We start from the raw sequence: 14,134 nt of genomic DNA on the forward strand, positions 1-14,134 counted from the left end.
CGTGGCGCAAGACACCATGCAAGCCATCGCTGCCCATGCCCAAACACGGCGGATGCCGTGCTTGAGTGGGCAGCGTAGACGCGGCATCTGGCCCGGCAGGAGCTACTTCGCGGCCTGCGTGAGGGCGTCTTCCACGTAGCGGACGCCCTTGGCGGTGATGGCCTTGCCCTTCTTGGTGTCCTGGGCGTAGCCGGCGTGCAGGCGCAGCGCCTTGGCCGCGTTCGGCGCGGCGTACGTCACGCCCAGCCCGCTCCAGAAGCGCGACGTCGTTCCGGACGTCACCTCCACGTCCAGCGACTTCGCCAGGTAGAGCGGGATCAGCGAGCGCAGGAGCTGGTCCTTCTCCTTACCCGCGGAGACCAGGTCCTTCTGGCGCGCGTGGCCTCGCAGCGCGGTCTCCAGCACCGACACCGCGTCCTCGCTCGCGGCTCCGGACGAGGCCGCCTTCTTCGCGGCCGGGGCCTTCTTCGCCGCGCTCTTCTTCTTCGCGGGCGCCGCCTTCTTCGCGGCCGGGGCCTTCTTCGCCGCGCTCTTCTTGCTCGCGGACTTCTTCGCCTTGGGCGCCGTCTTGCGGCGGGCGGCTTGCGCCAGCTCCATGCGGCCCTCGAAGGGGACCCCCACCACCGTCGCGTCCACCTGGCGCTCCGGAATCGCGTTGCGCAGGGACTCGATCACCTCATGCACGGACGCGCGCGGGGCCTCGGAGTGCACCGGGCGAGAGACGCGGGTCCGAGCAGGCTCGCTCACGGGCGGCTTGCCCTGCGCGTAGTACCGAACCCAATCGCTCGCCTCCTCCACCACTTCAGACAGGCCCACGCGATCGAGCAGCGACCCCAACCACCGAAGACTGTTGCGCACTGAGTACCCTCCCGTTCTGATCCACGCTACTACACTCCAGACAGAAGCAACCTATATCGCTAGCAATACGGGTTGTTCCATGCCCCCGTGGGTATTCCTGCCCATCCCTCCACGGATCACGGGAACAGACGTGCAGATGTAGCTGGGTGTTCCTACGTCTCACTGCTTCACGGACACCACGCTGCGCGTCTTCACGTTCGTCACCTTCCCCGAGCGCTCCAGCATCCCCTCCCCCACGAGGAACAGCGCGCCGTGGATCTCCTGCCTGCACCGCGCATACACCTCCGAGGGCACCACCAGGTTGGCGATCCCCGTCTCGTCCTCCAGCGAGATGAAGCAGATCCCCTTCGCCGTGGGCGGCATCTGCCGGCAGATCATCATCCCCCCCACCTTCACCGGCCGCCCCGCCGACACCCGCTTCAACCCCTCCGCCGTCACCGCCCCCATCCGCTTCAACGTGGGCCGGAGCAACTCCATGGGGTGCTTTTCCAGCGACAACCCCACCGTGTCGTAATCCGCCACCACCCGCTCCTGGACGCCCATGGGAGGCAATTGGACCGCCGTGCCATCCATGGGCATGCCGAAGAACAGGTCGTCCGCGTCCAGCGGCCCCAGCGCCTGGATCTCCCACAGCGCCTGCCTCCGCGCCCCGCACAGCGACGCCAGCGCCCCGGACAACGCCAGCCGCGTCAAGTCATGCCGGGGAATGCGCGCCCGCCGCGCCAGGTCTCCCACGCTCGTGTAGTCCCCCCGCCTCGCGGTCTCCACCGCCCGGCCCGAGGACTCGCCCAGCCCCCGCACCATCCGCAACCCCAGTCGCACCGCCCCGTCCTCCAACGTGCAGTCCCAGCTCGAACGGCGCACGTCCACCGGCCGCACCTCCACGCCGTGCCGCTGCACGTCCGCCACCAGCGTGTGCGGCGCGTAGAACCCCATGGGCTGTGAATTGAGCAGCGCCGCCGTGAAGGCCGCCGGGTAGTGGCACTTCAGCCAGCTGGACGCATAGGCAATCAACGCGAAGCTCGCGGAGTGGCTCTCCGGGAACCCGTAGTGCGCGAACCCCCGGAAGTGGTCGAACCACTCCTCCGCCTGCTTTCGCGTGTAGCCCTTCGCCTCGCAGCCCTCCACGAAGCGGCCCCGGTACGGGAGGATGCGCGCCTCCGCCTGCTTGTGGCTCAGCGCCCGCCGCAAGCCGTCCGCCTCTCCCGCGCTGAAGCCCGCCGCCACCATCGCGAGCCGCATCGCCTGCTCCTGGAAGAGCGGCACGCCCAGCGTCTTCTGGAGGATGCCGCGCACCTCGTCGCTCGGGTACGTCACAGCCTCCTGGCCGTGCCGCCTGCGCAGGTACGGGTGCACCATGTTGCCCACGATGGGCCCCGGCCGGATGAGCGCGATCTGCACCACCAGGTCGTAGAACTCCCGGGGCTGGAGCCGGGGCAGCATGTTCATCTGCGCGCGGCTCTCAATCTGGAACACGCCCACCGTGTCCGCATTGCACAGCATGTCGTAGACCTTCGGATCCTCCGGCGGCACCGTGGCCAGGGACAGCTCGCGGCCGTAGTGCTTGTGGATCAGGGCGAAGCAGCGCGACAGCGCCGTCAGCATGCCCAGCGCCAGCAGGTCCACCTTCAGGAGCCCCACCGCGTTGATGTCGTCCTTCTCCCATTGGATGACCGTGCGGCCCGGCATCGCCGCGTTCTCCACCGGCACCAGGTCCACCAGCGGCTCGCGCGTCATCACGAAGCCGCCCACGTGGATGGACAGGTGCCGGGGCACGCCCTCCAGCTCCTTCGCCACCGACAGCGTCCGCAGCACCCGCCCATCCGTGGGTGACAGCCCCGCCTCCTGGAGCACGTCCGGCGTCACCTGGAAGCCGTGCGACGACGCCACCCGCGACAGCCGGTCCACCTGATCCAACGACAGCCCCAGCGCCTTGCCCGCCTCGCGCAGCGCGAGCCGTCCCCGGTAGCAGATCACTTCGCACACCATGCCCGCGTGGCGACGGCCGTGCTTCTCGTAGACGTACTGGAGCACCTCCTCGCGCCGCTCGTGCTCAAAGTCCACGTCGATGTCCGGCGGCTCCTTGCGCTCCATGCTGAGGAAGCGCTCGAACAACAGCCCCATCCGCACCGGATCAATGGCCGTGATGCCCAGCGCGTAGCAGACCGCCGAGTTCGCCGCGCTGCCCCGCCCCTGGCACAGGATGCCCCGCCCCCGCGCGAACATCACGATGTCCCACAGCGACAGGAAGTACCCCGCGAAGTCCAACGCCGCGATGAGCCGCAGCTCGTGGTCGATCTGCTTCGTCACCGCCGGCGGCACGCCCCCCGGATAGCGCGTGCGCAGGCCTGCCTCCGTGAGCACCCGCAGGTGCGCGTCCGCCGTGCGGCCTTCCGGCAGGTCCTCCTCCGGGAAGCGGTAGTGCAGCGCGTCCAGGGACGCCTCGCAGCGCGACGCCAGCTCCACCGTGCGCGCCAGCGCCTCCGGCCGATCCGCGAACAGCCGCGCCATGTCCCCGGGCGACTTCAACGTCCGCTCAGCGTTCGGAAACAGCCGCGTGCCCGCCTGATCCACCGTCACCCCGTGGCGAATGGACGTGAGCACGTCCTGGAGCACCTGCCGGTCCCGGTGGTGCGTGTGCACGTCGTTGTGCACCACCAGCGGCACGCCCAGCGCGCGGGCCAGCGCTTCCGCTCGCGCCTCCCGAGCCGCGTCCCCCGCCGACAGCGAGCGGCTCAGGCCCACGTGGAAGCGCCCGGGAAACGCCTCCGCCAGTGGGGCCACCGCCTCCAGCGGTGCGGGCCCCGGGAGCAGCGCGAGCAACCCCGACGCGTGCTCCGCCACCTTGCGCCAGGGCACGCCCGCCTCGCCCTTGGGGTGCGTCATCCGGCCGTGGGACACCAGCCGGCACAGGTTCGAGTACCCGGTCGCGTCCCTCGCGTACACCACCACCGGAGGGCCGTCCTCCAGCGTCAGCTCCGCGGCGAGGAGCAGCTTCACGCCGTGCTCCTTCGCCGCGTGGTGCGCCTTCACCACGCCGTAGAGCCCGTCCCTGTCCGTCAGCGCCAGCGCGGACAGCCCCAGCCGGGCCGCGGTGGCCACCAGCTCCTCCGGATGGGAGGCGCCGTGCAGGAAGGAGAAGTGGGATCGGCACACCAACTCGGCGTAGCTCACGCCTGATCAGGATACTGAGCAGACGTTCAGGCGCTAGATTGGATCTCCGTTTCGCGAGCGGGCGACTTCTTGGGTTGTGCCGGGCCCGAGTCCGGGCTCAGTACGGGTCCTGGCGGGGGCACCGGGTGACGTTCAAGAAGTTGCGGATGCCCGTCAGTTCCCCCCGTAGGTGTAGTTGTAGGACTCCGTGCTGGAATAGGGGCAGACGCAGCTTTCGAAGCCCACCCGCACCGTGCGCGTGTTGTCGCTCCAGTGGGGCGCGTACCACTGCAAGGTCCCGTTGCAGGGATAGGCCAGTTGGCTCCGCGTCCCAGACTCCTCGGGGGCTTCCGCCTCTTCCTTCGGCAAACAATGGCAAATCAAACGCAACCTCTGTCGCCATCACTTGCCACCTGAGGCGGAATGCGCGGATTCAACTGTCTTCCGCATGGCAATCCAATTTCATGGAATCTGGCTTGTTATTGAAAGGCGGAAGGACTTCCCGCAGGGTGGCGGCCTCCCTTCCCCTGGAGACACGACATGAACCAGCGTTCGAAGCTGCTGCTCGCCGCCGCAAGCATGCTCCTCCTTCCGCTGACCGCCAGCGCGCGGCCGCCCGAATGTGACAACCAGTGCAGCCCCACCCGGTCCTGTACCCTGCTGTGCACCATGGGCAGTTCGGTCATCACCTGCGGCGAATTCGGCGTCTGCAGTGGCGCCCTGCCGGTGCAGCCGTCCGAACCGCAGGCCTCCGCGCAGCAGCCCGCGCCCGCCCAGGCCGACGACGCGGAAGCCGTCTGCCGCGCCCCCGACGTTCAGGCCCAGGGCTGATATCCGTTACGCTTCCTCCTCCTGGAGCGGTGTCTCCACCCGCTCCAGGAGACGCTTCCGGTCGAACCCAGGGCTCAGTTAGGAGTCCTCCGGGGACAGGTGGAGTAGTTCAAGAAGGTTCGGATGTATGTCAACTCACCCCCGTAGGTGTACGTCTCCTGGCCGGGCTGATAACAGACGCAGCTTTCGAAGCCCACCCGCACCGTGCGCGTTTGATCGCTGAAATGAGGCGCGTACCACTGTGAGGTCCCATTGCAGGGATAGCCCAGTTGTCCGCGCGTCCCGGACTCCTCCTGGGCGGGTTCCGCGCTCGCCTCCTCCTTTGACTCCACGCCGCCGCATCCGCTCAGGACCCCAAGCACCCACAGCGCTCCCATGACACGCATCCGCATGCATCCCTCCGTGGCTGGGCCGTCCAATCGGACGGCCATGCAAGGATAGACGCGGACAATGGCAAATCAAACCACGACCTCTGCCGCCATCATTTGCCGCTGCAAGCGGAAGACGCTCCTCGATTATTGTCTTCTCATCCATGGCCACGCCTGTTGCCTGATGAGGCATTGAGGCAAACGCCCGTCGAGTGGACCCAGGGCTGATATCCGTCGCGGCCCCTGCTCCTGGATCGGTGTCCCCTCCGACTCCAGGAGCGAGGTTTGATCTGTCATCGGGTTCCGGGCGAGCATGCGCCGGGCTGTCTTCGTCTCACCGACAGCCTTCAGCCGCAGTGGTGCTACTCGTTCCCGAGGTGCCTCATGACGCTGCTCCGCCGATCCCTCCTCCTGGTCCCCGCCCTCCTCCTCGCGCCGCTGACCGCCAGCGCCCGTCCGCCGGATTGCACCAACACCTACTGTGAACAGGAGTCGTGCGCCGCCCTCTGTCTGGAGGCCGGACACATCATCACCTGTGGTGATTACGGCGTCTGCATCGGCTCGCCGGTGGCGCAGCCCTCCGAGCCGCAGGCCTCCGTGCAACCCGCGGACACCGACGACGCGTCGGAAGCCGTCTGCCGCGAGCCCGAGGCCCGGGGCTAGTTCACCGCTGCTTCCTGGAGCGAGGTGCGCTCCACCTCCTCCAGGAAGCCCTGGCGATCCCTGGCGAAGGACGGTCATGTTCATCACCGATCCAGAGAAGTTCATCCATCAGCAGATCATCCTGATGGGGGGCAGCATCCAGTCGAACGACCTGTTCACCCGGAAGGGGGACCTCGTCAGCTACGAAGGACAGCTGCTCAGTTTCGGGGCGACGGAAGGCCGTCACCGGGTCTTCGTGAAGCACTGGTTCCAGGAACCCGAGGACTCGGATGAGGACGAGCCGGATCTGGAATGGGAAAAGGAGAAGGCCCAGCTCCAGGCGCTGCGTGGCTACACCGTGGTCCCGCGGACCTTCGGTTGGACGCCTCGCGCTTCCGTGACGATCGACGCCGACCCGTCCGACGGCTTCGTCTCCGCGCAGACCTTCAACCTGGAGGGCAACGAAGGGGGCCAGGGCAAACGGGCCTACCTGCTGCCCTGGCACGAGGATGGCGTCTGTTGGATGCAGCTGGGGGCTGAAGCCAATTTCTTCTTCACCGACGTGATGACGGGCTGCACGTTTGGCGTGGGCGGAGATTCGCGCAAGCCCGTCGTGCTCCACAGCAACGTCGGAGACAGCAAGCTCCGCGACGCCCAGACGCGGGAGCATCTCAAATACGTCACCCAGCGGCTGCCGGTGGGCGCTCAGGCCTCTCCCGTGACGCTCTATGGCAAGGATGCGTGGCTAACCGGACGCGCACTGGAGTCCGTCCTCCTGGAGCGAGGTGCGCTCCACCTCCTCCAGGAAGTCCCCCAGCGCGACGTTCACCGCTTGGGGCTGCTCCAGGATGCACATGTGCCCGCCGCAGCGCAGCCGCTTGAGCCGCGCGCCCCGGATGCGCTGATGCAGCCGCTCCGACACCTCCGGCACCGTCACCGCGTCCTCCTCCCCCACCAACACCAACGTCGGCGTCTGGATGCGGTGCAGCTCCCCCTCCACGCTGCGGCGGTGGATGACGCCCTGCATCGCCCGCCACACCGCGCGTGGGTTCGCCACCAGCTGCCGGCGCAGCAACGCCCGCTCCGCGGACCGCTCCGGGTCCCGCATGAACGTGCGCCCGAAGTAGAGAGACATGATCCGATCCACCACCGGCCTCAGACCCAGCCAGTGCGTGAGCGTCGTCAGCACCCGGTAGCGCGCCAGTGTCAGCGGCAGCTCCGCCGCGGCGGAGGAGTCCAGCAGCGCCAGTGAGCGCAGGAGCTCCGGGTGCCTCGCGGCCAGCCGCAAGCCCACGAAGCCCCCCATGGACTGGCCCACGAAGTGACACGGCGCCAGCCCCAGCGCCTGGATGACCGCCACCGCGTCCTCGTACACGGTGCGCAGGTCGATGACCGAGTCGCCAGGCGGGGGCTCGCTCTGCCCCTGGCCCCGGTGGTCGTACACGATGCAGCGGTAGTGGCCCCTCAGGGCTTCCACCTGCCGGTGGAACAGACGGGAGTCCCAGAGCAGCCCGTGGCTGAAAAGCACCGGCTCCCCGCTCCCCCCTGTGTCCTCGTAGTACAGTCGTGCACCACGGATGGACAGGTATGGCATCTGCTTTTCCCCCGGCTTGGACCCCCTTAGGGCCTTCCCGGAACCCACCCTCCGTTTTGATTGATTCCGGATGCCCGGCCGCCCGGTTTGACAGGGGGCTGAAGCCGCTGCCAAACAAGGACCCCATGGACACCACCGCCTGGCAGCTCTGGTTGATCGCCGCCATCGTCCTGGGCGCGCTGGAGATCAAACTCTCCGGCTTCGTGACGCTCTGGTTCGCCGTGGGCGCGCTGATGGCCTCCCTGATGGCCGGGGTGGGCCTGGGCCTCAACAGCCAGCTCTTCGCCTTCATCCTGGTGTCCGCCGCCCTCTTCGGTGCGTCCCGCACCATCTTCAAACACGTTTTCATGCGGGACGCCGTGCATTTGAAGACGGGCGTGGAGGCGATGCTGGGCCAGGAGGCCGTGGTGATGGAGGCGCTGGCGGACGGACACGGCGGCACCGTGCGCATCAACGGCGAGCTGTGGATGGCGCGCTCCCTGTCCGGGCCCCTGCCCGAGGGCGAGCGCGTCACCGTGGAGCAGATTGAAGGCCTCAAGTTGTGGGTGCGACGCCCATCGGCGTCCAACGAAGTCGCGCTGCAACCGGCGCGTCGCAAGAAGAAGGAGAACGCAGGATGGGACTGACCATTGTTCTGCTCGTCGCGGCCGCGGCCGTCGTGATCGGGCTCGTCACCGGTGTGCGCATCGTTCCCCAGGCCAAGGTGATGGTCGTGGAGCGGCTGGGGAAGTTCCACCACGTGGCCTCCAGCGGCCTCAACATCCTCATCCCCTTCATGGACAGCCCTCGCGCCATGGAGATGCGCGCCGGCAACCGCTTCACGCGCAACACCCTGGTGGACCTGCGTGAGCAGGTCATGGGTTTCGAGACCGTCCAGGTCATCACCCATGACAACGTCAACATGGAAGTGGGCTCGGTCATCTACTACCAGATCGTCGATCCGGGCCGGGCGCTCTACCAGGTGGAGAACCTGGCGCTCGCCATCGAGCAGCTCACCATGACGAACCTGCGCAACGTCATGGGCGGCCTCACGCTGGATCAGACGCTCACCAGCCGCGAGACGGTCAACACCAAGCTGCGCATGGTGCTGGACGAGGCCACGGAGAAGTGGGGCGTGAAGGTCACCCGCGTGGAGCTGCGCGAGATTGAACCGCCCCAGGCCATCAAGGCCGCCATGGCCAAGCAGATGACCGCCGAGCGCGAGCGCCGCGCCGAGGTCACCAAGGCCGAAGGTGACAAGGCCGCCGCCATCCTCCAGGCCGAAGGCGAGAAGATCTCCCGCATCCTGCGCGCGGAGGCCGAGCGCGACGCGGAGATCGCCCGCGCCGAAGGCCACAAGCGCGCCGTGATGCTGGAGGCCGAGGGCAAGGCCGAGGCCACCCGCCTCACCTTCGAGGCCATCCACACCGGCCGCGCCACGCCGGAGGTGCTCGCGCTGCGCTACCTGGAGACGCTCCAGGAGCTGGGCAAGGGCGAAAACAAGATGTTCATCCCCTACGAGGCCACCGCCGCGCTGGGCTCCATCGCCACGCTGAAGGAGGTGTTCGCCAAGGACGCCGCCCCGGCCGCCGCGCCCCAGCCCCAGCTTCCGCCCCGCGCCCCGTCGGCCGCCGCGCTGAGCGCCCAGGCCCTGGCCCGGAACGCCGCCGCGAGCGCCACCATCCCGGCCACCCGCCGGGTGCAGCCGCCCTCGGACGAGTAGCCCGCCCCTTTTCGGGGAATCGTTGTCAGGGCACCGGCGTTCTTTCCGTCGGTGCCCTGAGTCACGGCACGCGCCCGGACTTGCCATCCGCCCGGGCCGCGCCGCATGCTCCACCTGAGAAGCACCGGCTGTCGGCTTTACACGTGGGGAGATGTCACAGGTCTTCCCCTGAACGAGGTTCGCAGACCCTTGAAGCTGTTCGCCTGAAACCCCGGTCCCCAGCTGTACCCCGCCGCCGCGCGTCCTGACGGACGTGTGCGCTGGCTTCCGGTTTCAGGAGTCGCTTCAACATGCCCTCGTCCTCTTCCGTGCGCGCGCACCGCGTCTGCTTTTCGTTCACTGATGCCATCCCCGTCCTCACCGACGTGGAGTTCCACCTCGCCTCCGGCTGGACGGGCCTCGTCGGCCCCAACGGCGCCGGCAAGTCCACCCTGCTGCGCCTGTTGTCCGGGGAGCTGAAGCCCACGTCCGGGCAGCTCCAGTTCGAACCGGACTCGCCGCTCGTGTGCCTGTGTCCGCAGGGCGTGGAGGCGCTCACGCCCGACATCACCGCCTTCGCGGACGCCTGGGACGCGCTGGCGCGCAGGCTCCAGGGCCAGCTGGGCCTGGACGTCACCGCGCTGGAGCGCTGGCCCACGTTGTCCCCGGGTGAGCGCAAGCGCTGGCAGGTGGGCGCGGCGCTCGCCCGCGAGCCGGACGTGCTGCTGTTGGATGAACCCACCAACCACCTGGACGCGGAGGCACGCACCTGGCTGGTGGCCGCGCTGCGCCGCTTCCGGGGCGTGGGCGTCGTCGTGTCCCATGACCGCGAGCTGCTGGAGACGCTCACCCAGGCCACGCTGCGCGTGCACGGTGGCGAGGCGCACCTGTACCCGGGCGCCTACTCCGCCGCGAAGGGCCACTGGGAGGCGGAGCGCGAGTCGGAGGTCGCCGCCCACCAGCAGTCCAAGGCGGAGCGAGACCGGGCCGCGCAGCTGTTGGACAGCGCCCGGCGCGAACACCAGGGCGCCACCCTGTCGCGCAGCACGTCGCGGCGGATGCGCAACAAGTACGACAGCGACGCGCGCGGCCTGGGGCCCTCCACGCTGGCGAGCTGGGCCGAGTCCCGCCTGGGCCACCAGGTCACCGTGAAGCGCCGCGAACTGGAGCGCGCGGAGGCCGCGGTGGGCACCTTCACCGTGGACAAGACCGTGGGCCGCTCCGTGTTCGTGGACTACGTGCGCTCGCCCAACCCGTGGCTCTTCACCTTCGACACACCGGGCCTGAAGGCCGGCGACGTGGAGGTGCTGGGCCCCACGCGCCTGGACGTGGACCGCGAGGCGCGCATCCGCATCGAGGGCCCCAACGGCGCCGGCAAGACGACGCTCCTGAAGGCCCTGCTGGAACAGGCGCGCGTGCCTCGGGAGAAGCTCCTGTACCTGCCCCAGGACCTGGGCGCGGAGGAGACGCGCGCCCTGATAGACGCGGTGCGTGAGCTGCCCTCCGATGAGCGCGGCCGGGTGATGTCCCTGGTGGCCGCGCTGGGGGTGGATCCGCACCGGCTGCTCGCGTCCGAACAGCCGTCGCCCGGCGAGGCGCGCAAGCTGGCCATCGCGCGCGGCCTGGGCCAGCACGCCTGGGCCCTGGTGCTGGACGAACCCACCAACCACCTGGACCTGCCGTCCATCGAACGGCTGGAGGCGGCGCTGCACGACTACCCGGGCGCGCTGCTGCTCGTCACCCACGACGCGCCCTTCGCCCGCTCCTGCACCACCACGCGGTGGCTGGTGGCGAACGGACGTGTGGAGGTGGAATGAGCCACCTGACCGCCGGGATGGAGTGAAGACAGACCTCCCCGCGAAATAACGCTGAAACTTGTTTTTCGCGCCGGTGTTCCACTCCTAGGAAAGACCTGCAGTCCCGGTGGATGTCACACCGGGCCTGTATCGTCTTCTTCCCCCCATTCCAGGAGTCCGTATGTCTCGGCGTACGCCGCCATGGCGGCATTCGTGTCTCTTCATCACGGGCGCGCTCGCGCTCACTGGCTGTTCCAGCGGTTCCACCCCGGAGGAAGCGCCTCCGCTGGAGCAGCAGGCCAGCGCGCTCATCCCCGGACCGGACCTGCGCATCACGGAGCTGACGGCTCCGGACAACGCGAAGCCCGGCCAGTCCGTCACCGTCACCGCGAAGGTCTGCAACACCGGTGACCAGGCCGTGTACTCCAACACCACGCTCCAGGTGTACCTGTCCACCACGCCCACGCAGCAGGTGCCGGGGCCGGGGACGCAGCCGCCTCCCACCCAGCAACTCACCCAGGGCCAGACGGACGTGGGAACGGTGTACGCGGGCCAGTGCGTCAGCCGTTCGTTCACCATCTACGTCAGCCCTCCCTCGGGCTTCACGGGCAACGGCACCTACTACCTGGGGGCCAGCATCGACACGCTGAAGGTGGTGACGGAGTCCGACGAGACGAACAACGGCTTCGTGAAGGGCCTGATGGGCGTGGGCAACTGGCCGGACCTGGTCGTCACGCGGGTGGACGCACCGCCCAACCTGGCGCCGGGCCAGCCCTTCAGCGCGTCCGCGACGGTGTGCAACGTGGGCACGGAGTACAGCTCCGGCGGCTCCGTGGAGCTGTACCTGTCCTCGGTGAACGGGCTGACGCTGCCGCCGCAGTCCGGCCCGCCCCCCGTCCCCGTCACGCAGGTGATGGTCGGGAGCGCCCTCATGGGCAGCCTGGATCCGGGCCAGTGCCGCGCGGTGCCGCTCACCGGCTACGCCCAGAGGCCGCCCTCCGCGCCGCCGGGCACGCCGCTGTACCTGGGCACCATCGTGGACGCGTCGCGGAGCGTGATGGAGCTGCGCGAGGACAACAACACGTTCGTGCAGGGCCTGGTGGGCGTGGGCAATGGCCCGGACCTGTCCATCCGCTCCGTGACGGGGCCCGCGAGCGCGCGTCAGGGCGACTCCTTCCCTGCGACGGTGACGGTGTGCAACGAGGGCACCGCGTCTTCTCCCCAGGCCGACGTGAGGGTGTTCCTGTCCACGGTGCCGTCTCTGGCGGCACCGGGAACACAGCCCCGCCCCTTGACTGAATTCCCGGTGACGAACTTCAGCGTGCCGGCGCTGGTGAGCGGCCAGTGCGCCACCCGCACGGTGCAGGGCCCCGCCAACCGCCCGCCCGCGAATCCCAGCGAGCAGCCCCTGTATCTGGGGGCCATCGTGGACCTGCCGCAGGGCGTGGTGGAGCTGCGCGAGGACAACAACACCCGCGCGGACACGCTGATGGGCATGGGCGCGCGGCCCGACCTCACCGTCGTCTCGCTGGACGCCCCCTCCAACGCGCCGTCCTACGGGCCGCTCGCGGTGTCCGCGAAGGTCTGCAACGTGGGCACGACGCGGTCCACCGACGTGCCGGTGGAGGTGTACGTCACCAATGAGCCCTCGCTGAATGTCGTGTCCGGTCCGCCGCCCATGTCCCGCATGCCGGTGGGCATGGTCAACGTGCCGGCGCTGGAGCCCCTGGAGTGCGTCACGCGGCTGGTGAGCGGCTACTCCAACGTGCCGGGCGGGACGGCCATGCCGAACCCCGTGCTGTACGTGGGCGCCATCGTGGACCCGATGTCGTCTCTCCAGGAGCTGCGCGAGGACAACAACGTGTCTCCGCTGTCCCGCATCGGCCTGGGGTATGGCCCGGACCTCGTCGTGCGCACGCTGACGGCGCCCTCGAGCGTCAAGCCCGGCACCTCGCTGTCGACGGACGTGAAGGTCTGCAACGAGGGCACCCAGCCCTCGTCGGCTTCGACGGTGGGCCTCTTCCTGTCCACCACGGCCTCCGTGACGTCGCCCATGCAGTACCCGCCGTCACCGTCCCAGGTGATGGTGGGCACGGTGGAGGTGTCGTCGCTTTCGCAGGGCACCTGCGTGCTGTACCCGAAGACGGTGTACGCCACCCTCCCCCCGGCGGCCACGCCCACGCAGCCGCTGTACCTGGTGGCCGTGGCGGACGTGCACCAGCAGCAGATAGAGCTGCGCGAGGACAACAACACCCGCGTCGCCGGCACCCTCATCGTGGGCAATGGCCCGGACCTGGTGGTGACGGACGTCACCGGCCCCTCCAGCGCCACCCCGGGCGGCCCCCTCACCCTCAACGTCAAGGTTTGCAACGTGGGGACCGAGCCGGCGGGGCCCTCGTATGTGATGGGCGTCCTGGCCATGGAGGAGATGCAGTCCAATCCGTACCTGCCTCCCGCGTCCTCGGAGTCCTATGTCGGAATGACCTCCGTGTCCTCGCTCGCCGTGGGCCAGTGCGTGACGACGGCCGTGAGCGGCTCCGCGTCCACGGGGCCCAACGCGGACCCCGCTTCCCCGCGCTACCTGGGAGCCCGCGTGGACATGTCCAATCAGGTGGTGGAGCTGCGCGAGGACAACAACACCCGCATGACGTCGCGGATCGTCGTGGGCAGCGGCCCGGACCTGGTCGTCCGCTCGGTGACGGCACCCCCGGCCCTGCCGCAGTACGGCTCCTTCACCGCGCAGGTGCAGGTCTGCAACGAGGGCAACGTGTCCACGTACGGCTCCGTGCCGCTGGACCTGGTCATCACCACGGAGACGTCCCTCTACACGCCCGGACAGGGGCAGCCTCCGTTCACCCAGGTCCAGATCCCCGTGGGAGGCACCATGGTGCCCGCACTGTCCGCGGGCCAGTGCACCACGCTGTCGATCCCGAGCTCCGTGGTCCGCCCCTCCGCGGCCACCTCCGGACAGTCCCTGTACGTGGGCGCTCTCGTCGACGGGCCGAACTCGCTGCTGGAGCTGCGTGAGGACAACAACACCTTGACGCGGGCCACGCCCATCGGTCAGGCGCAGTAAAGGAATTCCTCCAAAAGGAAATCCCTATCGTTTGATTTGGAGTTCGCCGGCCGGAGGCCTTCATGCCTCCGGCCGGCGTTTGTCTTTTCTGGCTGGAGAATCTTCGTGGCTGGTTTGAATTTCATCGGCGTTGAG

10 protein-coding genes are annotated in these 14,134 nt (G+C 68.8%); 6 read left to right on the plus strand and 4 right to left on the minus strand.

Going from position 1 to position 14,134, the window contains the following annotated elements; genetic code table 11:
* Positions 1-102: 102 nt before the first annotated feature.
* The 3 genes from D7Y04_RS45230 to D7Y04_RS28965 all read right to left on the minus strand — a co-directional run bounded on the left by D7Y04_RS45230 (position 103) and on the right by D7Y04_RS28965 (position 4,380).
* Complete coding sequence (locus D7Y04_RS45230) at positions 103-858, minus strand: hypothetical protein (protein ID WP_233601622.1); 756 nt, start codon at positions 856-858, stop codon at positions 103-105.
* Positions 859-1,017: 159 nt separating this feature from the next.
* Positions 1,018-4,032 carry an error-prone DNA polymerase gene (locus D7Y04_RS28960; RefSeq protein ID WP_121761378.1) on the minus strand — a complete coding sequence of 1,005 codons (3,015 nt, stop codon included), beginning with the start codon at positions 4,030-4,032 and terminating at the stop codon, positions 1,018-1,020.
* Between the two features lie 153 nt (positions 4,033-4,185).
* Positions 4,186-4,380 (minus strand): hypothetical protein, encoded by a 195-nt coding sequence (locus D7Y04_RS28965; RefSeq protein ID WP_121761379.1) that lies wholly within the window; start codon positions 4,378-4,380, stop codon positions 4,186-4,188.
* Positions 4,381-4,551: 171 nt separating this feature from the next.
* Here D7Y04_RS28965 and D7Y04_RS28970 point away from each other — a divergent pair, with 171 nt between their 5' ends.
* Both D7Y04_RS28970 and D7Y04_RS28980 read left to right on the plus strand, forming a co-directional pair.
* Entirely contained in the window at positions 4,552-4,842 is a 291-nt protein-coding gene (locus D7Y04_RS28970; RefSeq protein ID WP_121761380.1) for a hypothetical protein, read from the plus strand.
* 752 nt (positions 4,843-5,594) lie between these two features.
* Positions 5,595-5,873: a hypothetical protein gene (locus D7Y04_RS28980; RefSeq protein ID WP_121761382.1), complete on the plus strand. Its 279-nt coding sequence runs from the start codon at positions 5,595-5,597 to the stop codon at positions 5,871-5,873.
* Positions 5,874-6,597: 724 nt separating this feature from the next.
* On the opposite strand, the gene D7Y04_RS28990 is transcribed toward D7Y04_RS28980, so the two are convergent.
* Complete coding sequence (locus tag D7Y04_RS28990; RefSeq protein ID WP_121761384.1) at positions 6,598-7,446, minus strand: alpha/beta fold hydrolase; 849 nt, start codon at positions 7,444-7,446, stop codon at positions 6,598-6,600.
* 125 nt (positions 7,447-7,571) lie between these two features.
* Here D7Y04_RS28990 and D7Y04_RS28995 point away from each other — a divergent pair, with 125 nt between their 5' ends.
* From D7Y04_RS28995 to D7Y04_RS29010, 4 genes are all read left to right on the plus strand, one after another.
* The gene (locus D7Y04_RS28995; RefSeq protein WP_120579570.1) at positions 7,572-8,072 is read left to right on the plus strand and encodes an NfeD family protein; all 501 of its coding nucleotides are present in this window, start codon (positions 7,572-7,574) and stop codon (positions 8,070-8,072) included.
* Positions 8,063-9,148, plus strand: coding sequence for an SPFH domain-containing protein (locus D7Y04_RS29000; RefSeq protein WP_121761385.1), 1,086 nt, complete (start codon positions 8,063-8,065; stop codon positions 9,146-9,148). Before D7Y04_RS28995 ends, D7Y04_RS29000 begins: the two co-directional genes overlap by 10 nt.
* Positions 9,149-9,438: 290 nt before the next feature.
* Positions 9,439-10,944, plus strand: a complete 1,506-nt coding sequence (locus D7Y04_RS29005; protein WP_121761386.1) for an ATP-binding cassette domain-containing protein — start codon at positions 9,439-9,441, stop codon at positions 10,942-10,944.
* A gap of 160 nt (positions 10,945-11,104) precedes the next feature.
* Positions 11,105-13,999, plus strand: coding sequence for a CARDB domain-containing protein (locus D7Y04_RS29010; protein WP_121761387.1), 2,895 nt, complete (start codon positions 11,105-11,107; stop codon positions 13,997-13,999).
* Positions 14,000-14,134: the final 135 nt, after the last annotated feature.

Source organism: Corallococcus sp. AB038B, from assembly GCF_003668955.1.
In the GTDB taxonomy this organism is placed as follows: Bacteria; Myxococcota; Myxococcia; order Myxococcales; family Myxococcaceae; genus Corallococcus; species Corallococcus exiguus.